At 53.6% G+C, this 22,356-nt stretch carries 19 protein-coding genes; 9 read left to right on the forward strand and 10 right to left on the reverse strand.

The genetic code is table 11. The features are described 5' to 3' along the window. Positions 1-56 precede the first annotated feature (56 nt). From rlmKL to rmf, 6 genes are all read left to right on the forward strand, one after another. A complete protein-coding gene (gene rlmKL, locus QOT07_RS09010; protein ID WP_112350452.1) occupies positions 57-2,177 on the forward strand; it encodes a bifunctional 23S rRNA (guanine(2069)-N(7))-methyltransferase RlmK/23S rRNA (guanine(2445)-N(2))-methyltransferase RlmL in 2,121 nt (706 codons plus the stop codon). A gap of 5 nt (positions 2,178-2,182) precedes the next feature. Continuing rightward, on the forward strand, positions 2,183-4,087 hold the full coding sequence (locus tag QOT07_RS09015; RefSeq protein WP_099061715.1) for an ABC transporter ATP-binding protein: 1,905 nt from the start codon (positions 2,183-2,185) through the stop codon (positions 4,085-4,087). Positions 4,088-4,161: 74 nt separating this feature from the next. Beyond that, entirely contained in the window at positions 4,162-5,478 is a 1,317-nt protein-coding gene (gene pqiA / locus QOT07_RS09020; protein ID WP_099061714.1) for a membrane integrity-associated transporter subunit PqiA, read from the forward strand. Beyond that, a complete protein-coding gene (pqiB, locus tag QOT07_RS09025) occupies positions 5,465-7,111 on the forward strand; it encodes an intermembrane transport protein PqiB (protein ID WP_099061713.1) in 1,647 nt (548 codons plus the stop codon). Before pqiA ends, pqiB begins: the two co-directional genes overlap by 14 nt. Beyond that, on the forward strand, positions 7,108-7,665 hold the full coding sequence (gene pqiC, locus QOT07_RS09030; protein WP_099061712.1) for a membrane integrity-associated transporter subunit PqiC: 558 nt from the start codon (positions 7,108-7,110) through the stop codon (positions 7,663-7,665). Before pqiB ends, pqiC begins: the two co-directional genes overlap by 4 nt. 271 nt (positions 7,666-7,936) lie before the next feature. Continuing rightward, on the forward strand, positions 7,937-8,107 hold the full coding sequence (rmf, locus tag QOT07_RS09035) for a ribosome modulation factor (RefSeq protein WP_013812328.1): 171 nt from the start codon (positions 7,937-7,939) through the stop codon (positions 8,105-8,107). Positions 8,108-8,174: 67 nt separating this feature from the next. Here the strand turns inward: rmf and fabF are convergent, their stop codons facing one another. From fabF to QOT07_RS09055, 4 genes are all read right to left on the reverse strand, one after another. After that, positions 8,175-9,449: a beta-ketoacyl-ACP synthase II gene (gene fabF / locus QOT07_RS09040; protein WP_099061711.1), complete on the reverse strand. Its 1,275-nt coding sequence runs from the start codon at positions 9,447-9,449 to the stop codon at positions 8,175-8,177. Then, the gene (locus tag QOT07_RS09045) at positions 9,446-9,973 is read right to left on the reverse strand and encodes a winged helix-turn-helix transcriptional regulator (protein WP_207977636.1); all 528 of its coding nucleotides are present in this window, start codon (positions 9,971-9,973) and stop codon (positions 9,446-9,448) included. Before QOT07_RS09045 ends, fabF begins: the two co-directional genes overlap by 4 nt. 128 nt (positions 9,974-10,101) lie before the next feature. Continuing rightward, entirely contained in the window at positions 10,102-10,620 is a 519-nt protein-coding gene (gene fabA, locus QOT07_RS09050; protein ID WP_012006178.1) for a bifunctional 3-hydroxydecanoyl-ACP dehydratase/trans-2-decenoyl-ACP isomerase, read from the reverse strand. A gap of 83 nt (positions 10,621-10,703) precedes the next feature. Next, positions 10,704-12,440 (reverse strand): Lon protease family protein, encoded by a 1,737-nt coding sequence (locus tag QOT07_RS09055; protein ID WP_261147964.1) that lies wholly within the window; start codon positions 12,438-12,440, stop codon positions 10,704-10,706. Between the two features lie 209 nt (positions 12,441-12,649). On the opposite strand from QOT07_RS09055, the gene matP reads away from it, so the two are divergent. Beyond that, positions 12,650-13,108, forward strand: a complete 459-nt coding sequence (gene matP, locus QOT07_RS09060; RefSeq protein WP_099061708.1) for a macrodomain Ter protein MatP — start codon at positions 12,650-12,652, stop codon at positions 13,106-13,108. Positions 13,109-13,221: 113 nt separating this feature from the next. On the opposite strand, the gene ompA is transcribed toward matP, so the two are convergent. Continuing rightward, entirely contained in the window at positions 13,222-14,298 is a 1,077-nt protein-coding gene (gene ompA / locus QOT07_RS09065; protein ID WP_207977639.1) for a porin OmpA, read from the reverse strand. Positions 14,299-14,655: 357 nt separating this feature from the next. Beyond that, positions 14,656-15,162 carry an SOS-induced cell division inhibitor SulA gene (sulA, locus tag QOT07_RS09070; protein ID WP_099061707.1) on the reverse strand — a complete coding sequence of 169 codons (507 nt, stop codon included), beginning with the start codon at positions 15,160-15,162 and terminating at the stop codon, positions 14,656-14,658. A gap of 232 nt (positions 15,163-15,394) precedes the next feature. Here sulA and QOT07_RS09075 point away from each other — a divergent pair, with 232 nt between their 5' ends. Further along, positions 15,395-16,054, forward strand: a complete 660-nt coding sequence (locus tag QOT07_RS09075) for a TfoX/Sxy family DNA transformation protein (protein ID WP_283602950.1) — start codon at positions 15,395-15,397, stop codon at positions 16,052-16,054. On the opposite strand, the gene yccS is transcribed toward QOT07_RS09075, so the two are convergent. Further along, positions 16,055-18,190 carry a YccS family putative transporter gene (gene yccS / locus QOT07_RS09080; protein WP_283602951.1) on the reverse strand — a complete coding sequence of 712 codons (2,136 nt, stop codon included), beginning with the start codon at positions 18,188-18,190 and terminating at the stop codon, positions 16,055-16,057. Positions 18,191-18,216: 26 nt separating this feature from the next. Further along, positions 18,217-18,669 carry a YccF domain-containing protein gene (locus tag QOT07_RS09085; RefSeq protein ID WP_283602952.1) on the reverse strand — a complete coding sequence of 151 codons (453 nt, stop codon included), beginning with the start codon at positions 18,667-18,669 and terminating at the stop codon, positions 18,217-18,219. A 166-nt stretch (positions 18,670-18,835) separates the two neighbouring features. Here QOT07_RS09085 and helD point away from each other — a divergent pair, with 166 nt between their 5' ends. Beyond that, on the forward strand, positions 18,836-20,890 hold the full coding sequence (gene helD / locus QOT07_RS09090) for a DNA helicase IV (RefSeq protein ID WP_283602953.1): 2,055 nt from the start codon (positions 18,836-18,838) through the stop codon (positions 20,888-20,890). A 33-nt stretch (positions 20,891-20,923) separates the two neighbouring features. On the opposite strand, the gene QOT07_RS09095 is transcribed toward helD, so the two are convergent. Continuing rightward, positions 20,924-21,382, reverse strand: a complete 459-nt coding sequence (locus QOT07_RS09095; protein ID WP_112350356.1) for a methylglyoxal synthase — start codon at positions 21,380-21,382, stop codon at positions 20,924-20,926. A gap of 124 nt (positions 21,383-21,506) precedes the next feature. After that, positions 21,507-22,175, reverse strand: coding sequence for a DUF2057 family protein (locus tag QOT07_RS09100; RefSeq protein ID WP_283602954.1), 669 nt, complete (start codon positions 22,173-22,175; stop codon positions 21,507-21,509). Positions 22,176-22,356: the final 181 nt, after the last annotated feature.

Raw genomic sequence — 22,356 nt, forward strand, 5'->3', positions numbered from 1 at the left:
AGCGGTCTGGATTAGCTATAATGCGCAACAATTTTCTTTTTGGTGATAAGTACGATATGAACTCTCTGTTTGCCAGCACGGCGCGTGGACTGGAAGAACTGTTAAAAAGCGAACTCGAAGCGCTGGGCGCTCACGCCTGTAAAGTCGTACAGGGTGGGGTACATTTTCAGGGTGACGATCGTCTTCTGTACCAAAGCTTGCTGTGGAGCCGTTTGGCCTCACGTATCTTGCTGCCGCTGAACGAATTCCGCGTACACAGCGATCTGGATCTGTACCTGGGTGTACAGGCGATCGACTGGACCAGTATCTTTGGTGTGGATAAAACCTTCGCCGTACACTTCAGTGGTGTTAACGAAGAGATCCGCAACAGCCAGTATGGCGCGCTGAAGGTCAAGGATGCCATTGTCGACAGCTTTACCCGCAAGATCGAACAGCGCCCGACGGTGGCGAAGCAGCAACCGGACATTCGCGTCAATGTGTTCCTGCAGCGCGATATGGCCAGCGTAGCGCTTGATCTCAGCGGTGAAGGCCTGCACCAGCGCGGTTACCGTGACCTGACCGGTCAGGCACCGTTGAAAGAAAGCCTGGCTGCGGCGATTGTGCAGCGTTCTGGCTGGCAGCCGGGGACGCCAATGCTGGATCCAATGTGTGGTTCGGGCACCCTGTTGATCGAAGCGGCGATGATTGCTTCTGACCGCGCACCGGGCTTGCACCGTCAACACTGGGGCTTTACCGCCTGGAATGGTCACAACGTCGATCTGTGGCGTGAAGTGATCACCGAAGCACAGGAACGTGCCCGCAGCGGCCTGCAGGAAACCACCTCGCGTTTCTTCGGTTCTGATATTGATCGTCGGGTGATTGAAATGGCACGCGGTAACGCCCGCCGTGCCGGCGTCGCCGAACTGATTACCTTTAACGTCAATGACGTAGCCAAACTGACCAACCCACTGCCGGAAGGCCCGACGGGTACCGTAGTTTGTAACCCGCCGTACGGTGAGCGTCTGGAAAGTGAACCGGCGCTGATTGCCTTGCATAATATGCTGGGCCGTATCATGAAGAGCGCTTTTGGTGGCTGGCAGTTGTCGTTGTTCAGCGCCTCACCGGAGTTGCTGAGCTGCCTGCAGTTGCGTGCCGATCGCCAGTTCAAAGCCAAAAACGGTCCGTTGGACTGCGTGCAGAAAAACTACCAATTGGCGGAAAACCCGCTGGGTGCCGGTGGTGTACAGGTGGCGGAAGATTTTGCCAACCGCCTGCGCAAAAACCTGAAGAAGCTCGATAAGTGGGCCAAACAGCAGGGCATTGAGTGCTACCGTTTGTACGATGCCGACCTGCCGGACTATAACGTGGCGGTGGATCGCTACGGCAGCAAGGTGGTGGTACAGGAATATGCGCCGCCGAAAACCATTGATGCACAGAAGGCTCGTCAACGTCTTTTCGACGTGATCAACGCCACGCTGGCGGTGCTGGAATTGCCGTCCAACCAGCTGATCCTGAAAACCCGTGAGCGCCAGAAAGGCAAAAACCAGTACGAAAAACTGGCGCAGAAGGGCGAGTTCCTGCTGGTGGAAGAATTTAACGCCAAGCTGTGGGTTAACCTGACCGATTATCTCGATACCGGTCTGTTCCTTGATCACCGCATTGCCCGTCGCATGCTGGGTGAAATGAGCAAAGGCAAAGACTTCCTCAACCTGTTCGCCTATACCGGTACCGCCAGTGTGCATGCCGGGCTGGGGGGCGCGCGTAGTACCACTACCGTGGATATGTCGCGTACCTATCTGGAATGGGCGGAGAAAAACTTGCGGGTTAACGGTTTGACGGGCAAACAGCACAGATTGATCCATGCGGACTGTCTGTCATGGATGCAAAATGCCGACGAACAATTCGACGTGATCTTTATCGATCCGCCGACCTTCTCCAACTCCAAGCGTATGGAGAACACTTTTGACGTTCAGCGCGATCACCTGGCGCTGATGCAAGATTTGAAACGGTTGCTGCGTCGTAACGGGACCATCATGTTCTCGAACAACAAGCGCGGTTTCCAGATGGATATGGCCGGCCTGAGCGCATTGGGTCTGGAGGCGAAAGAAATCACCGCCCAGACGCAGTCACAGGACTTTGCCCGTAACCGTCAAATTCATAACTGCTGGCTGGTCACCCACGCCGGCGAAGGAAAATAATTACTATGTCGTTAATTAGCATGTCCGGTGCCTGGCTGTCCTTCAGCGATGCACCACTTTTAGACAACACCGAAATTCATATTGAAGACAACGAACGCGTTTGTCTGGTTGGGCGCAATGGCGCCGGTAAATCCACGCTGCTGAAGATCCTCGGTAAAGAAATTCCGTTGGATGATGGCCGGGTGACTTACGAGCAAGATCTGATTGTGGCGCGTCTGCAACAGGATCCCCCGCGCAATATCGGCGGTACGGTGTTTGATTTTGTGGCCGAAGGGGTAGCCGAACAGGCAGAACACCTGAAAGCGTATCACGCGATTTCGCATCTGGTGGAAACCGACCCAAGCGAAAGAAACCTGACGCGCATGGCGCAGATTATGGAGATCCTCGATCACCAGGGTCTGTGGCAGCTCGATAGCCGCATCAGCGAAGTGTTGTTGCAGTTGGGCCTGAACGGGGATGCAGAGCTTTCCTCGCTCTCCGGCGGCTGGTTGCGTAAAGCGGCACTGGGCCGCGCGCTGGTCAGTTCTCCGCGCGTATTGCTGCTCGACGAACCGACCAACCACCTGGATATTTCAACCATCGACTGGCTGGAAGGCTTCCTGAAAGAGTTCCAGGGCAGCATCGTGTTCATTTCCCACGACCGTTCCTTTATCCGCAACATGGCGACGCGCATTGTCGATCTCGACCGCGGCAAGCTGGTGTCCTGGCCGGGTAACTACGATCTGTACCTGCTGAGCAAGGAAGAAGCGCTGCGGGTGGAAGAGCTGCAAAACGCCGAATTCGACCGCAAGCTGGCGCAGGAAGAAGTGTGGATCCGCCAGGGCATCAAGGCGCGCCGTACCCGTAACGAAGGCCGTGTGCGTGCCCTGAAGGCATTGCGTAACGAGCGTTCGGAACGCCGTGAAGTGATGGGCACCGCCAAAATGCAGGTGGAAGAAGCCGTACGCTCCGGCAAGATCGTGTTTGAGATGGAAGACGTTAACTATCAGGTTGGCGGCAAAGTGCTGGTGCGCGATTTTTCCGCCCAGGTTCAGCGTGGCGACAAAATTGCCTTGGTCGGCCCGAACGGCTGCGGTAAAACGACTCTGCTGAAATTGATGCTCAGCCAGTTGAAAGCCGACAGCGGCCGCGTGCATTGTGGTACCAAGCTGGAAGTGGCCTATTTCGACCAGCACCGCGCCGATCTGGATCCGGAACGTACCGTGATGGACAACCTGGCGGAAGGTAAGCAGGAAGTGTTGGTCAACGGCCGTTCCCGTCACGTGCTGGGTTATCTGCAGGACTTCCTGTTCCACCCTAAACGGGCGATGACGCCGGTGAAAGCCTTGTCAGGCGGTGAGCGTAATCGCCTGTTGCTGGCTAAGCTGTTCCTGAAACCGAGTAACTTATTGATCCTCGATGAACCGACCAACGATCTTGACGTCGAAACGCTGGAATTGCTGGAAGAGCTGATCGACGGCTATCAGGGTACCGTGCTGTTGGTGAGCCACGATCGTCAGTTCGTCGATAACTCGGTGACCGAGTGCTGGATCTTTGAAGGCAACGGTGCGATCAGCACCTTCGTCGGCGGTTACTACGATGCGCATCATCAGCGCGCGACGGCAAAACCGATCCGTCAGGCAGCGGCCGATCAGAACAAGCCTGCAGTAGAAAAAAAGGCTGAACAGCCAAAGAAAACAGCGGCTAAACTGAGCTATAACCTGTTACGTGAGCTGGAGCAGTTGCCGCAACGTCTTGAGCAGTTGGAAGCGGAAATTACGGCGCTGCAGGCGCAAATGAGTGATGCTGAGTTCTTCACGCGTCCTCACAGTGAAACGCAACAGGTGCTGACTGCGCTGGCCACAGCCGAAGGGGCATTGGAAGAAGCCTTTGCCCGTTGGGAAGAGTTGGAAGCGATGAAAAACGGCTAACCGTTGAGAATACCGCCCGCGCGCTGCTGCGGGCGGTATTGCCGTACCGGTGAGCAACGTTGTTAAGGAGGAATATGGTGTGTTCCCACGAGAATCACGAGCAGCACAGTCATGCAACGCACGCAACACAGCAACAGGACAATCTGATGTTGTGTCCGCAGTGCGACATGCTGGTGGCATTGCCGCCGCTGGCATATGGTTCAAAAGCGGTATGCCCGCGTTGTAAAACGACCCTCAGCTCCCGCTGGGAAGAACCGCGTAAGCGGCCGATCGGTTATGCCCTCAGCGCCCTGTTTATGCTGCTGCTGGCGAATATTTTCCCGTTTATCAATATGCGCGTTGCCGGACTCGGTAACGAAATCAAACTGATCCAAATCCCGCAGGTGATGGTGGCGGAAGACTACGCCAGCATGGCCACGCTGTTTATGGTGTTTGTTCAACTGATCCCGGCATTCTGCATGCTGGCCATTATTCTGCTGTGCGCCAAAGTGCCTATCCCCAAGGGGCTGAAAGAGTGGATGGCCAAAATGCTGTTCCAGTTTAAAACCTGGTGCATGGTGGAGATTTTCCTGGCCGGGGTGCTGGTCAGCTTCGTTAAGCTGATGGCTTATGGCGATATTGGTGTCGGCAGCAGCTTTGTGCCGTACTGCCTGTTTTGCCTGCTGCAGGTGCGCGCCTTCCAGTGTGTCGATCGCCGCTGGCTGTGGAATGACATTGAACCGGCCCCGCGCCTGGATCGTCCCATGCAAGTAGGGCGTACCGGGTTGCGTCAGGGGCTGCGCTCCTGCCAATGCTGTACGGCGATTTTGCCGGCGGAACTGACCCGGTGTCCGCGCTGTCATTCCCGTGGTTATGTGCGCCGCCGTCACAGCCTGCAATGGACGCTGGCGCTACTGCTCACCTCTATCCTGCTGTATATTCCGGCTAACCTGATGCCTATCATGGTCACCGAGGCACTGGGCAATAAATTGACTTCCACCATCATGGCCGGGGTGATCCTGCTGTGGGGGGAAGGATCTTACCCGGTGGCGATGGTGATCTTCATCGCCAGTATTATGGTGCCTTCGCTGAAAATGATGGCGATTGGCTGGCTGTGTTGGGATGCTAACGGCACCGGTAAAGCCCGGGCCGACAGCGAACGTATGCACCTGATTTATGAAGTGGTTGAATTTGTTGGCCGCTGGTCAATGATTGATGTGTTTGTTATTGCCGTGCTTTCGGCATTGGTACGGATGGGACAATTGATGAGCATTTATCCTGACATTGGCGCGCTGTTGTTCGCCATGGTAGTGATCCTCACTATGTTTGCAGCCATGACGTTTGATCCCCGGCTAACCTGGGATCGCGTAAACGAAACAATAAAAAAGGAGCCGCAAGGTGACGGAAAATAATCATAGCGTCGCGGACGTTGAGAAGATCAAACGCTGGTCGCCAGTGTGGATCATCCCGATTGTCACCGCACTGATCGGCGCCTGGATCCTGTTTTACCATTTCAGCCACCAGGGGCCGGTAGTCACCCTGGTGACCACCACCGCAGAAGGGCTGGAAGCGGGTAAAACCAAAATCAAAAGCCGCAGTGTTGACGTCGGGGTCGTGGAAACGGTGACTCTGAGCGAAGACTTGAGCAAGGTGGTGGTAGAGGCGCGCCTTAACACCGGCATGGAGAAGCTGTTGCGTCAGGACTCTGCCTTCTGGGTCGTGAAGCCGCAGATTGGCCGTGGGGGCGTTTCCGGATTGGGTACGCTGCTTTCCGGTGCCTATATCGAACTGCAGCCGGGTAACAAAGGCAAAACAGGCAAGGGCGACTATCAACTGCTGGATGCACCGCCACTGGCCTCTCCGGATGCCAAAGGGCTACGCATTGTGCTGGACAGCGAAAAGTCCGGCCAGTTGAATGCCGGCGATCCGGTGCTGTTCCGCGGTTACCGCGTCGGTTCGGTAGAAACCAGCTATTTTGATCCGAAGATGCGCGCGATGCGTTATCAGTTGTTTATCTCCGCGCCTTACGATCAGCTAGTGACCAACAACATTCGATTCTGGAAAGACAGCGGTGTGGCATTCGACATGTCGGCGCAAGGAATGCGGGTGGAAATGGGCTCGTTGGCGACCTTGTTCAGCGGCGGCGTCAGCTTTGACGTACCGGAAGGCTGGGAGCGCGGCGAACTGGCGAAACCGAAGGCGGAATATCACCTGTTCGACAACCAGCGCAGTATCCAGGATTCGCTGTATACCGTTCACCAGGATTACCTGATGTTCTTCTCCGATTCGATTCGCGGCCTGCAGCCTGGCGCGCCGGTGGAGTTCCGTGGTATCCGTCTGGGTACGGTATCGCAGGTGCCGTTCTATAAAAAAGGCATGATACAGCGTCTGGACAATGACTACCGTATTCCGGTGCTGATCCGCATCGAACCCGATCGCTTCCAGAAGCAGTTGGGTGGCAGCTTCGACTTTGAGAGTCATTTGAAAGACGCCGAGTCGCGTGGCATGCGTGCCGCTTTGAAATCCGCCAATCTGCTTACGGGTTCGCTGTATATCGATCTGGATTTCTATCCGCAAGAGAAACCTTACAAAGGGCCACGTGAGTTGTTTGGTTATCGTCTGATGCCAACCACCAGTGGCGGTTTGGCGCAGATCCAGCAGAAACTGATGCAGACGCTGGATAAAATCAACTCGATGCCGCTGAATCCGATGATCAATGAAGCGACCAAAACGCTGGCAGAAAGTCAGAAGACCATGCAGACGACGCAGAAAACCATGCAGTCGCTGAATGACATCATTGCCAGCAGAGAGATGAAGGCGCTGCCGCAGGATATGCAGAAAACCTTGCAGGAACTGAACCGCAGCATGAAAGGGTTCCAGCCTGGTTCTCCGGCCTACAACAAGATGGTTGGCGATATGCAACGTCTCGATCAGGTACTGCGTGAACTGCAGCCGGTGCTGCGTACCCTGAACGAAAAGAGCAACGCGCTGGTATTTGAAGCCGCGGGCAGTAACGATCCTCAGCCGAAGAAGGCCAATAAATGATGAAATGGATTCCGGTAGCCCTGGCGCTGTTACTCAGCGCCTGTAGCAGCACCCCACAGAAGACCTACTATCAACTGCCGGCGTTGGGCACGCCGGCGCAGGTCAGCGGCAGTACGACGTCGCGCCAGCTTTGGCTGGAGCACGTTAGCGTGGCGGATTACCTGGCGCAAAGCGGTGTGGTTTATCAGACCAATGACGTGCAGTACGTTATTGCCCAGAACAACCTGTGGGCCAGCCCGCTTGATCAACAGTTGCAGCAGACGCTGGTCACCAACCTGAGCAGTGCGCTGCCGGGGTGGGTGGTGTCCTCGCAGCCGATGAGCAGCGAGCAGGATGTACTGAACGTCACCATCAGCGGCTTCCATGGCCGCTTTGACGGCAAGGCGATCATTCGCGGCGAGTGGGTGCTGAATCATCAGGGCAATCTGACCAAACGGCCGTTCAGCCTGGAACTTAAGCAGGGTGAAGACGGCTACGATGCTTTGGTGCGGACATTGGCACAAGGGTGGCAGCAAGAAGCCCAGGACATTGCCGCACAGGCGGGGCGTTTTTAGAAATAATTTGTACTAAAACGATCTAACCCCTTCCGGTGAGAAACAGTGAAATTTCTCGTCGCAAGGGGTTTTTATTTAATTTCAATAAGTTAACTTATCTCCTGCCTATCAGCCACTTAGCAAATTCTTCGGGCGTAGCTCACAAATATGACATTGGCGTGAATTTTGCGCATTGATCTTCCCGCCATTTAGCGCTATTGCTTAAATGTGGCTGCACAAAAAGCAGCCATTGTTTTCTTTCCACCAGACCAAAAATTGAGGGAAACGAGGCATGAAGAGACAGAAACGCGATCGTCTGGAAAGGGCGCATTCGAAAGGTTATCAGGCAGGTATTTTAGGACATCCGAAAGATCTTTGTCCTTATAAAACGACTGTGGACAGCCGGTCTCAATGGCTGGGAGGTTGGCGAGAAGCCATGGAAGACAGGGCTGTGACCGCTTAAGCGGCTCCCTGTCAAAAAAAGGAATAACCTCCGCCCAGCGCGGAGGTTTTTGTTTAAGGCTGTACGACTACCCCTGCCAGCGTTTCAGCAAAATACTCGCATTGACACCGCCAAAACCAAAACCGTTCGACAGTGCATAGTTTATGGTCATAGGCTCAGCTTTGTTCGCTACCAGGTGCAGCCCTTCGGCCGCCGGATCCGGACTTTCCAAATTCAGCGTTGCCGGTGCAATCTGATCGCGCAGCGCCAGTGCGGTAAAGATGGTTTCCAGCCCGCCGGCGGCACCCAGTAAATGGCCGGTCGCTGATTTGGTCGACGTCACCGCTACACCCCCGTTGGTACCAAACAGATGCTTGATGGCATTAATTTCCCCCAGGTCACCTACGGGTGTCGATGTCGCATGGGCGTTCAGGTGTTGTACCTGCTCTGGGGTTACGCCAGCCTGTTTAAGGGCAATCTTCATGGCACGATAGGCACCGTCGCCATCCTCGGCACCCGAGGTCATGTGGTAAGCGTCTGCGCTGGTGCCATAACCCACAATTTCCGCCAGTGGCGTTGCCCCACGGGCCAGAGCATGCTCCAGTGTCTCAATCACCAGCATACCGGCACCTTCACCCATAACGAACCCGTTACGTGCGCTGTCAAAAGGCCGTGAGGCTGTTGCCGCGGCCTCTGCCGGCGTCGTGGACATGGCGCGTGCTGCCGCAAAGCCACCCAGACTAACAGTGTCGATAGCCGCTTCTGTACCGCCACACAGTGCGATATCTGCCTCATCGTTACGAATCATGCGCACGGCATCGCCGATGGCTTGTACGCCTGCGGCACAGGCCGTCACGGGGGCGCCAATCGGGCCCTTGAACTGGTGTTTAATCGATACATGACCGGCGGCCAGATTAACCAGGAAAGAGGGGATGGTGAAAGGTGACAGGCGTTTGGCACCGCGGCTGTCGGTGGTGCGTACCGCATGAGCGATAGCCGGGAAACCGCCAATACCGGAAGCGACCACGGTTGCGGTGCGTTCCTGTTTATCTTCCGTATCTGCGACCCAGCCGGCCTGGCGGATGGCCTCATCGGCTGCAGCCATGGCGAGCAGGATAAAGCGGTCCATTTTCTTCTGGTCTTTGGGGGCAACCGAAAGATCGGGATCGAAACCCGCTTCGGCATCCTGTTCCAATGTAGGTACCTGACCACCGATTTTCACCTGCAGGTCGGCAACGATCTCTTCTGGCAATGGACGAATGCCGGACTGGCCGTTCAGCAGACGCTGCCAGATAGCCTCTACGCCGCATCCCAGTGGCGAAACGGCGCCCATGCCGGTAATGACTATACGACGAGTGTTCATAGTGACTCCTTGGATGATTCAGGGGGAAATGCAGAAAGGTTCTGCTGCATCAGGGCTGCACGCTGGCGCATACCGTCGGTCGCTGCCGGCCCTGGTGCTAACGTAATATTATGCAACGCGATGGGTTGCTGAGTAATGCTGTCGATCAGTTGCGGGCGTATAACTTGCCCGGTACGACGATCGACCAATTCGGCGCTAATGCCGTCATCGGCCAAGTGGGTATTACCCCAGTGAAAGAGGGCCGCAAGTACCGGGAAAAAATCTTTGCCACGCTCAGTGAGCAAATACTCGTAGCGTGCCGGCCGTGTTTGATAGCGCTGTTTATGCAAAATGCCGCTTTCTACCAGATACTTCAGGCGACGGGTCAATATGGTGGGCGAAAGCCCCAGGCTTTGCTGGAACTGATCAAACCTGGACAAGCCATGAAACGCATCGCGAAGTATCAGGATACTCCACCATTCTCCGACGCGGTCCAGTGAGCGAGCTACCGGGCATGGCATGTTATCAAAACGGGTTTTTTGCATGACACACCTCTTGGTGACTACAATAATTGTAGTCACTTTTTAGCCGCTACGAACCTGAGTATTACAGGCACGACAGAATAACGGCGGGGAAAAATAAACGGCGACCGGAAAGGTCGCCGTGGCTGCAGTTAGAACGCAGCAGTGTCCTTGAACAGGCCCACTTTCAGATCGCTGGCGGTGTAAATGACCTGACCATCGACCAGGACTTCACCGTCAGCCACACCCATAATCAGTTTACGGATGATCACACGCTTGAAGTTAATGCGGTAGGTGACTTTCTTCGCGGTTGGCAGTACCTGGCCGGTGAACTTGACTTCACCCACGCCCAGCGCACGACCTTTACCTTCGCCACCCAGCCAGCCGAGATAGAAACCTACCAACTGCCACATCGCATCCAGGCCCAGGCAGCCCGGCATCACTGGATCGCCGATAAAGTGGCAACCAAAGAACCATAGGTCCGGATTGATATCCAGTTCCGCTTCCACATAACCCTTGTTGTGGGTACCACCGTCTTCGGTCATTTTGACCACGCGGTCCATCATCAACATGTTACCTGCCGGCAACGGCGGGCCACCGGCGCCAAACAGTTCGCCACGGCCGGATGCTTCGAGGTCTTCTTTCGTATAGGAGTCGCGTTTTTCTACCATGTTCTCAGTAAACCTTATTTTATTGAAGGGCGCATCTTAGCTTACACGTGTACGCTGAACAAGTCCGATCAGCCGTGGCTGAATCAGTTGAGCCAACGAAGTGGCCACGGCCAGCGCCGGCGTTCCTGCGGATTCACCAGTGCAATCCGTTCCTGAATGGCAGCTAACAAGTTCGGCTGCTGTTCATCAGAGTAGGGATAACCGGTGAGTAATGGCAAGGCCTCTGCGGCGCTGTTGACGGCCCACAGATGGAATTGCCCCTCGCGCACCGCATCGACCACGTCCTGGCGCAGACACAGGTGGCGCACGTTGGTGGCGGGCAGAATGATGCCCTGTTTACCCGTCAAACCGCGACGTTGGCAAACTTCAAAAAAGCCTTCGATCTTCTCGTTGACGCCACCAATCGGCTGTACATTACCGAATTGGTCAACGGAGCCGGTTACCGCAATCTGCTGGGTGATCGGCTGCAGCGACAGTGCGCTGATGAGTGCACAGAGCTCAGCCAATGAGGCGCTGTCACCGTCCACTTCGCCATAAGATTGCTCAAACACGATGGAAGCGGAGAAGGGCAGCGGTTGGTCCAGTTCCAGTTCGGAAATCAGGAACGCCTGCATAATCATCATGCCTTTGGCATGCAGATTACCGCCAAGCTCGGCCTTGCGTTCAACGTCGGTGAATTCACCATCGCCAAGATGCACGACACAGCTGATACGGGAGGGTTCGCCGAAGCTGCGCGGGTGACCTGGGTATTCCAACACAGACAGGCCGTTGATCTGACCGACGACTTCGCCTTCGGTTTCAATCAGGATTTGGCCCAGTTCAATCTCATCCTGCATCCGTTCGGCAAGGTAGCTTTCACGCCATTCGCGAGCATTCAGTGCCGCTTCAAACGCTTTGGCGGTGATGCTTTCTTCTTCGACATACAGCGCGGCTTCAGAAAGTTGCTGGCCGAGCCAGAGTGGGGACAACGGCAGGTTGCCCTGATCACCACTGTGACGGACCGCCTGGATCATTAACGGGTACCAGGCATCGGCTGCCAATGGCGGCAGTTGCTTCTCATCAATAAGAGTATTGACGTAGCCACACCATTGCACCATGTCATCGATTTCGGTGAGTTGCAGATCTTCTTCGTATTCGCCGTAGACCGCCTGTTCACACAGTTCCGGCTCAATATCATGGAAATCGGCAAGACCGTGACGATCGCCCACCACGATCAGTCGCAACTCCAGCGGCATGGCTGGAATAGTGATCGGCAGAGGACGTGTTTCATCCGGGGAAACCCAGTGGAACTGACGTTGGGTGATCATCTGCTTCAGGCGCAGCCACAGCAGCGGCTGAGCCAGCAGAGAACGTGCAGACAGGATCAGTACGCCCCCGTTGGCCTGATGTACCAGACCGGGCTGCAGGTTGATCTCATCATTGTGGATCCGGACGCAGCCAAACAGCTGTTCTGGTTCAACCCACTCTTGAAACACACAGGCACCACCGGCGGCAAAGGGTTCATCACCCTGGCTGGCGGGTTCTACGCTGACCTTGCTGCCCTGGATCACATAATGACTGCCCTTGAACGCGGTATTCTGCGGCTGCAGTTGTTCAACTGCATGGGCGATCAGCGCCAGATACTCACGCGTTTCCTGCGCTTTCAATAACATGAAACGCGGTGGTGACTGTGGATGGCAAAACAGCGTCAGTGCGTTTTCCAGCCGAGGCTGAATAGAGGCAAAGGACACGGGTGCCAACTGCGCGGCGGTATCAAATATCGCTTGATAAGGCGTAACGTCCGGCAACAGTGATTGCCATTCAAGTCGGTTATTGGTCAAAGTGTTAGATGCAATCGTCAAAAAGGGAAAGGGCGATTATACAAGAATAACGGCAGCTTGATAGATGCAGAGTAACAGTTGATGTCAGGGAGTTTGACATCGCGCGATGACTGTGCAAAAAACAGTCTAAAACGGGGTGTAATTGGCGGGGAAATTCGGCGTAAAGCTGTTATGCTTAATAAAGTTACGCGGTCACTGAAGAGCTCACGATGAAATATCAGCAACTGGAAAATCTGGAGAGCGGTTGGAAATGGAAGTACCTGGTGAAAAAGCACCGGGAAGGGGAAGCTATTACCCGCCACATTGAAAACAGCGTCGCTCAGGAAGCCATTGACGAGCTGCTGAAGCTGGAAAATGAGCCGGTAAAAGTGCTGACGTGGATAAGCCATCATATGAATCCGGAACTGGATAACCGGATGAAGCAAACTATCCGCGCACGGCGTAAACGTCATTTTAACGCAGAACACCAACATACGCGTAAAAAATCTATCGATCTGGAGTTTCTGGTTTGGCAGCGGTTGGCTGCGCTTGCCCGTCGTCGTGGGGTGACGCTGTCAGAAACCGTGGTGCAGTTGATCGAAGACGCAGAACGTAAAGAGAAGTACGACAGCCAGATGTCGTCACTCAAGCAGGATTTAAAAGCCATTCTCGGTAAAGACAAAGAGTAAACCTACCAGCCAGCCCCGACTTTGTAAGGGGCTCTTTGTTGCTAATGCCAACGTCACTTAATTTGGCCGAAAAAAAACCCCGCATTGCGGGGTTTTTTACTAAGAGTGGTAGCTTAGCCTTGTGGCTGAGTTACAACGTCTTTGATACCTTTAACTTCGATCTCTACGCGACGATCTGGTGCCAGGCAATCGATCTGTGCTTTGGTAGCACGGCCAGCTTTGTAGCCACAGGTGTTACCAGTGACTGAATCAGCTTCGCCCATACCACGTGCAGAGATTTTATCTGAAGGAATACCTTTAGATACCAGGTAATCAACAACGCTTTGAGCGCGTTTTTCAGACAGTTTCTGGTTGTACTGGTCAGAACCAACGGCGTCGGTGTAACCCAGAACTACAACAGAACCATCTTTAGGATCCATGGAGCTCAGCTGAGTGTACAGCTGGTCCAGAGCCTGTTGGCCTTCTGTTTTCAGAGTAGATTTGTTGAAGTTGAACAGCACGTCAGACTTCAGAGTGAAACGCTTGGTTTCAACAACTGGAGCCGGAGCTGGAACTGGTGCTGGAGCAACAACATCATCCTGACCGAAACGGTAAGAAACACCCAGGCTCAGCATGGTGTTGTCTGGACGTGCGCCGACAGTACCTGCATCACCGATGTTGCTAACGAATTGGTAGTCCAGGCGAGTAGCCCAGTTTTTGGTCAGTGCGTATTCAACACCAACTGCTGCCAAAGGAGAAACGCCGGTGTCGTGGTCGCTCAGACGAGTGCCATTACCGTAGTTAGCTTTGGAATCAGCACGCCATACCATGCCGCCCAGACGAGTGTAGATGTCCAGATCGTCCATGATTGGGTAGCTCAGTTTAGCGGCCAGTTGAACGCCCTGCGCTTTGAAAGCACCGTTGTTCACGCTGCCTTTGTAAGGCATACGGCCAAGCCAGTCATAGCCCAGCTCGAAGCCCAGGTATTGGTTCGCCTGGTAACCCAGGAACGCGCCAGCACCCAGTTGATCTTTATGGGTCGGACCATTGCCGATACCATTCTGGTAACCGTTGCCGTAGAAACCAGTGTCATGGTACTGGGACCAGCCCAGTTTAGCACCAGTGTACCAGGTATTATCTTTTGGGGCGGCTTGCGCTACTGTTGCGAAACCTGCCAGTGCCACTGCTAATGCGATAGCTGTCTTTTTCATTTTGCGCCTCGTTATCATCCAAATAGGCAATGAGCTTTAAAGCTGTTTAAGCCCTTGGTTAAATTCCTTCGCCAAGGTTTGAGCCCTCGTTTGTTACTCGGCCAGTTTATCTGGCGTTATAGAGCAACCTTGGCGATGTAAAGTCTACAACGTGGCGCGAAAGTTACAAGTGTGATGTGATAAAGCTCTAAAAAAAAACGCAGAAACATACATATTTACTAACATTAACCGGCAAAAAAGCGAGCATTTTGACCTTGGATTTAGGTCGCGGAACCGCAGCCGCACTCGCTTTGTCCCTGATCCCATAAAGGTTCCCTTGCAGGGAGATGAAAATGATGGGAAAAATCCTAAATTTACTTAATGATACAAAGAAGAGTGAATTTTTAGGGTGGAACAGTGTCCGTGAATCGGGTTTATGTCACGTTGAGGACGCATTATGAACCCATAAGCGTTACCTAATTCTGCCGCACGCCTTAATTTTAGACGATCTTCTTCTGTAAGATCGGGCAGCCATCCAAGAACTACACTGTAGTTACCCGTCAGCAGCGCTTTTTCCATCGCTTCAACCGTGTCCAACGGATGAATTTGACTCAGTTGCACCACTTTCCCCACCGGCAAACCGGATTGCTGTAGCCACAACTTACTCAGTTTTTGCTGTGGGGTCAGCCATAACAGCCAGCGTGACTGCATACCCAACTGCTGCAACAGTGGCAGCAATAGTTGCGCCACTGCGGGCTGATGCTCGTTGTAAACAAGTTCACTGATAAGGCCATTCTCTTTGCCGGCATCCGTGCTTTCTGCAGCATTATTCACCGCAAAAGAGCTGTGGCTGAAATTGGTTTTGTAGAGTGATTGAGTACGCATAAAGTATCCCGCCCGTAGTGTTACTGTATGTTTATACAGTACATCCTGTTGTGATTAAGATCAACCCAAATCTTCGTGGTACCTCGCATAATTGCGATTATTTTTTATACGACGGGCTTTTGTGATTGGCATGACTGCGGATAGTGCGTATTTTTCTAATTACTTGTTCACGTTACCTTTATTTCATTGATGCGAGGAATAATAGAAGGGTAACCTACACCAGGAGAACGCTATGAAAGGGACATCAACGGGAAGGATCGTACAGGCCAAAGCTTATTTTTACGCATTAGGTGGCATCACTACACGCTCACAATTCGGTGGGTACGGGATACTGGCCGATGGCGTCATGTTCGCTGTGATTGCCGAAGGGGAGCTGTATCTTCGCGCGACGGATAGCTTGGAGCCAGCCTTCCGCGAACGCGGAATGGTTAATATGGTTTACTCCAAGCGTGGAGTACCCATAACCATGCGTTATTACTGGGTTGATGAAACGCTATGGCGGGATCGTGGAGAACTTGTAGGGTTAGCCTGGCAGGCAATTCGGGAAGCACGCCAGGAACTTAAGGTGAAAACGGATAACCAGGGGCGTCTGAAGGCCTTGCCGAACATTGACATCAATATGGAACATTTACTCTGGCGGGCGGGCATTCGCAATGTTTATGATTTACGTCTGAACGGTGCCAAGCGCAGCTATCTCCGTTTGTTGCAGCAGCAACACAATTTGGGCCTACGGGTACTGCTTTCTCTGGGGGGAGCCATTGCCGGTTATCATCATGCTGCCTTACCCTCGGAAATGCGTAGTGAGCTGACTCATTGGTTTGAGCGAACCATGTCGTTGCTTAGCCACGGACATAACCCGGGAGTTCGGGGCCTGATAAAAGGCCCCGGGTGATTAGGCCGATTTGCCAATTTGCGCATTGAGCATCGTGAGTTCCGGAAGCAATTCAATCACCAATCCAATCTGCTGTAATACCAATTGATCTTTGCTTTCCGGTTCCGGCGCTGCGTGCTGAATACGTTCTGCCAGACTTTCCAACGCCTGAGTGATGCGTTGTTCGTCCTGTTCTTCCCAATGCAGGGCGCCATCGACATAACAAACTGCATCATTCAGCAGATCCAACGTAGCAGGGTTGTTCAGGCGCTCACGGTGGGCGCCCAGCGCAGAGATATAACTCAATAAGGTGTGGTTTAAACACAGCAGGCGAAAGGCGGCTTCCTGAACTTCCTTATTGGCTTTTGGGTCGGCAGACATGTTGGATATCACCGAAGCCAACTCTGCATCACTGTTGTGTGCATCCCGACGAGCGATACGATAAGGAAGGCCATTATCTTTGCCCTGATGGTATTGCACCAGAATGGCATCCAGATAACGGCAGTTGGCGTTCAGCGTTTTGCTGACGACTGCCGGCAGTTGGCGGAATTTCCAGTCTGGCCAGATAAAACTGACTGCCGCCCAAGCGATGGCACACCCTAAAATCGTGTCGTAAACGCGAGGCGCGGCGACTTCAAAACCTTCACCCAGCAGGTTAAAGCACAGCAATACCAGTAGGGTAATAAACATGGTGGCGTGTGCATATTGCACGGTTCGAAAAGCAAAAAACAGCACGCCGCTGATAACAATCAGCACCATCTGGCCTTCCAGTGAAGGCACAAAATAGAGGATCGGCAGACCGATAAGAATACCAGCAAGCGTGCCGATAATTCGAAGCGCCAGCCGGCGACGCGTGGCATTGTAATTCGGTTGGCAGACAAACAGACTGGTTAACAGGATCCAATAACCGTGCTGCATGCCGGTAAACTGAATAAAGGCATAACCCACGCACAACACCGCTGACATGCGGATGGCGTGGCGGAATAAGGCCGACTGAGGTGTCAGATGGCGGCTGATACGCAAGCGGATGTCGCTCCAGCCGGTGATCCGGTCATCCGACAGGCTATTCTCTTCCACCTGACCGTTGGCCAATGCCTGTTCGGACTCAATATTCGCCAATTGTGCGTCAATCGCGCGTAAGTTTTTTAACAGGTGTGACAGCGCTTTGGTTAACTCACGATTTTCCGGGGTGATGGCGATGCGAGTCAGAGCTTCTTCAATACGGGCAAAGGCCGGTTCAAAGCGAGGGTTGTGCTGATACTTCTGCCGCAGCAAAATCGACTGTGCCAACTGCTGACAGGCGCGTGCTTGCATGCTGAGCAAACGCTGGAATCGGAACAGAATATCACTGTGGCGGAATTGTCGGCTCAGGGCCTGATATTGAACGTGAGAGGAACTGGCGCGCTCATGGATATCCTGGGCAACGAAATAATAATGCAACGTGCGGCGGGTACCGCGTTGACCTCGATCGCCTTTTAACCGCGTCAGCAATGAAACTTTGGTCTGGTTCAGAATGGTCACCAGCGCACTGTTGGCCATGGCAACATCCATCCACGGCAGGTCTGAATCATGCTCGACGTCGGGATCAAACAGGTTGGCTTTGGCATCCAGATAATTCGCCAACTGATTGTAACAACGTGCCAGGTTTTCCTGCAATGGGCGGATAGGGAAGATCAGGTGTCCAATCAGCGTCAGCAGGTTGTACCACAGGGCACCGATGATCAGCAGCATCGGTTGTTGATACCAGGCGTCGTACATTGAAGTGCCGAGCATGGTATAGACCGCGATCAGCAGAGCACCAAACGCAATGGTGGCGTAGCGTTGCCCGAGCGCACCCAGCAAAATAAAACCGCAGGTGGAAGTGGTCAGGCCGAGCGCGAACAGCCAGGGATAAGGGAACAGCAGTTCAATGGAGGCGGAGGCGACAAAAAAACACACCAACGTGATCAGCAGATTGCGCAGTCTGCCAGTCAGGCGATCATCAAGATCGGTCAATGCCGCTGCCACCACCCCCAAAGTCAGGGGAATGGTGAGCTTGGGAATGGCGAGCCACCAAGGTACGGCGGCAGCGCCGGCCAGCGCAATAAAAATACGCAGGTCATAAAGCAGATTGCTGTTGTAGGCATAACGGCGTATTGCTGGTGCAAAAGAGAGCACGAAAAACTCCTCAGGCGGAGAAAAAATTAACGCTGCTGGTACTGACGTCGGGCATTTCCAGTTCTGGCCTGTTGCGCCATCTCAACGGACACCACACGGCGTCCAACCGGCCACAGGGCAATAGCGGCGATTTTGAAATTGGCTATGCCTACCGGAATGCCAATAATCGTCACGCACTGCACAATACCGGCAGCAATATGTGACAGGCACAGCCACCAGCCGAACAGGATCAGCCAGACAATATTCAGCACTGAACCGCTGGCGGAAAGCAGCGCGTTGCTTTTTTCCGGGTACAATTCATTAACGTGAATAGCTTCGTTGCCGAAAGGCAGTAACGATAGTTTGGTGATTTCCCAGCAGGAGCGGGTTAACGGTAGGGTGATGATCAGCAGCACGCTAAACACCGTTGCGACCAGCCAGCCAAGGGTGGTGAAAAAGCCGCCTAACACAAAATTAAGAATATTCAGTACAGTACGCATAGTCGTCATTCTGCTCTAATGATGGCCAAACCGCGATGCGGTTGCGTTTGCTATCAAAACGCAAAATCTATTCTACCCTTTTTTTAGCGCTAGAGTGTCACTGCTTATCACAGGTAAACTGGCAGATATCCGTTATTTAATCTCAACATAGTCATGGCGCGAAGATATGGAACTTAAAGCGACATCGCTGGGGAAACACCTGGCTCAGCATCCTTATAACCGTGTGCGGTTGCTGCACGCCGGTGTCGAGGTGAGCGGTGAAAAACATGAATATCTCATTCCTTTCAATCAGTTGATTCATGTCAGGTGTAAGCGAGGCATCGTCTGGGGCGAGCTGGAGTTTGAGCTGCCGGATGAAAAAGTGGTGCGCTTGCACGGTACCGAATGGCAGGAAACTCAGCGCTTCTATCATCATCTCCAGCAGGCCTGGCAACAGTGGAGCGCCGAGATGAGCGAAGTCAGCGCCGGCGTGTTGCGCCAGCAGGTTGAACATATTCAGCGTATTGAACAGCAGGATAAGTGGTTTAAAAAATCCGAACTGGGTAAGTTGCAGCAACAAATCCGCGAGTCTTTCGGCGCCTTACCCATGCCGGTGGCACGGTTGGATCAATTCGACAATTGCCGGGATGATTATCAGCTTTGCCAGCAATGGCTGCAGCAGGGGTTGCGCAGCGTAGGGCAGCGTAATCAGCAATGGACCGAACGTATGCTGGAGACCTACCATGATTTCTTCCAGAGCATCGAAACCTCACCGCTGAACGACTCGCAAAGCCGCGCAGTGGTCAATGGCGAAGACTCGGTGCTGGTGCTGGCTGGGGCTGGTAGCGGTAAAACCTCGGTGCTGGTGGCGCGAGCCGGCTGGCTGCTGCGTCGTCAGGAGGCTGAACCCGGGCAAATACTGTTGCTGGCATTTGGTCGTCAGGCGGCGAAAGAGATGAACGAGCGTATTCAGGAGCGCTTGGGTAGCGTGGCGATTCAGGCCAAAACTTTCCACGCGCTGGCGCTGCAAATTATTCAGCAGGGTAACCGTAAAGTGCCGGCGATCAGTAAGCTGGAAACAGACAGCAAGGCTCGACGAGCTTTGTTGATAGCGCATTGGCAGCAGCAGTGTGCCGAGAAAAAAGCCCAGGCCAAAGGGTGGCGGCAATGGCTGACTGAAGAGCTGGAATGGGAAGTGCCGGAAGGCGACTTTTGGCAAGACAAACGCCTGGCTGAACGGTTGGCAGGTCGTCTCGAACGCTGGCTGGGGCTGATGAGGATGCACGGCGGTAGCCAGGCGGAAATGATCGAACAGGCAGATGAAGAGATCCGTGACCTGTTCTCAAAACGTATCCGGCTGATGGCACCCTTGCTCAAGGCCTGGAAAGGCGCGCTGAAAGAGGAAGGGGCGGTTGATTTCTCCGGTCTGATCCACCAGGCGGTCAATATTCTGGAGAAAGGGCGTTTTGTCAGCCCGTGGAAGCACATTCTGGTGGATGAGTTTCAGGATATCTCACCACAGCGTGCGCAATTGCTGGCGGCGCTGCGTAAACAAAACAAGCAAACCTGTTTGTTTGCGGTGGGTGACGACTGGCAGGCCATTTACCGCTTCAGCGGTGCCGAACTGACGTTAACCACGGCGTTTGCCGATAACTTTGGCGAAGGTGCCCAGTGCGCGCTTGATACGACTTACCGCTTCAATGAGCGCATCGGTGAGGTGGCAAACCGCTTTGTACAGCAGAACCCGCATCAGTTGAAAAAACCGTTGAACAGCTTGAGTAAAGGTAATAAGAAATCGGTAGTTCTGTTACCGCATGAACAGCTTGAAAATTTGTTGGATAAGCTAAGCGGTTATGCCAAGCCGGAAGAAAGGATCCTGGTGCTGGCGCGTTACCATCATCTGAAACCGCAAGTGTTGTCAAAAGCGGCGACCCGCTGGCCTAAATTGACCATTGAGTTTATGACCATCCACGCCAGCAAAGGGCAGCAGGCTGAGTATGTGATTATCGCTGGTTTGCACGATGGCAACGACGGCTTCCCCGCGGTTGCGCGTGAGTCGGTATTGGAAGATGTGCTGCTGCCGCAACCGGAAGATTTCCCGGATGCAGAGGAGCGGCGCTTGCTGTATGTGGCGCTGACTCGCGCCAAGCATCAGGTATGGCTCTTACAGGATCGCGAGCGTCCGTCGGTGTTCGTGGAACAACTGCAGGATCTTGGCGTACCGTCGCAGAAAAAACCCTGAACTTAAGGCCTGGCGGAAACCAGGCCTTAAGGGTTATTTCAGGCGATCCTGCAAATAGCGTTGGTAGTCAGGGATGGCGATTTCTACTTCGCTTTTGAACAGTGAAGAGCCAATCAGAAAATCTGCGGTTGAGCGGTTGGTGGCGACGGGGATATTCCACACGGTCGCCAGGCGCAGCAGGGCTTTCACATCAGGATCATGGGGGACCGCGTTCAAGGGATCCCAGAAGAAGATCAGCATATCGATTTTGCCTTCGGCAATCAGTGCACCAACCTGCTGGTCGCCCCCCATCGGCCCGCTCAGCATGCTATGCACCGGAATACCACTGGCTTGTTGCACCAGGTTACCGGTGGTGCCGGTGGCATAAAGTTGGTGTTGTTCCAGCACGGCCTTATTGTCTTCTACCCATGCCAGCAGGGCTTGTTTACGGTGATCGTGCGCCACCAGCGCAATGTGTTTGCGCGCGGCGATAGTGCGGGTGGTAAATTCCATCTGGATTTCCTTCGCTAATCAGGGGATGTGCGACAGATTACTGAAACTGCTTTTCACTGCCTAGCGTTTACACCTGAAAATGCGAAGAAAGCGCGCCTTTAAATAAAGGCGTCGGCAATCTTACTTAACGCACTGCCTGTTTATTGGCCCAGTGGAGAAAACGCTTCTGCGTTTCTTTGTCCGCCTGCTGATACCAGTATTGCAGCATCTGTTCGGAAACGTTTTCACCTTTCAGCGTCACCGTGGGGGAGTTTAACACTGCGCTACCCAGTGAGGAGGAGGCAGTGGAGCGTGCGTGGGTGAAGGCCGCTACGGAAGCGGGGCGTTTCTGACTGTTGTAATCCGCCATCACCTTTTCCAGGTCGACGCTGAGCGTGACGCTATCGGGGTGCAATACATCGTGTTTCATCACCAGCGCGTTGCCGTTTTTATCAATCACCTGATAATTTAGCGTCTTGTCAAATCGCTGACCGTCCCGAACATTTTCAATGCGCGGCAGCTCAATGGCGACGGAGCTGACATTTTGCGTATTGAAGGTGGCGATCAGCGGTGGTGAAGTATAGGCCGTTTGATCGTTTTGCCCTGAGCGTACAGATTTGACCACTTTAAACAGCAACTGATGTTGCCCGCCATCCAGCTCCAGGCTGTCGGCGCCTTTTAACAACGATCCTGTCATTTTCTTGCCGTCGACCACCAGCAGGTCGATGTCAGGGGAGAGTTTCAGGGTCGTAGCCACGGCAGGCATGCTGATACTGATGCTGAGCAGCCCCGCAACCATCAGACCAAATTTCATTGTTATCTCCTTATAAGTAGCATCGTTATCAGTGTTGAACACGCCACAGGTTGTGTCAAAGTTTTTCAGCATCATGGTTTAAGTTACAAATGTACACACTCATATTCATTTTGACACTTTTTAAACCGGCATATGCTGGCAGTGACAGCATCAGACCGCAAAAGTCGCCGGGAGTTTCCGG

It is taken from the genome of Serratia proteamaculans, from assembly GCF_949794035.1.
Taxonomy (GTDB): Bacteria; Pseudomonadota; Gammaproteobacteria; order Enterobacterales; family Enterobacteriaceae; genus Serratia; species Serratia proteamaculans.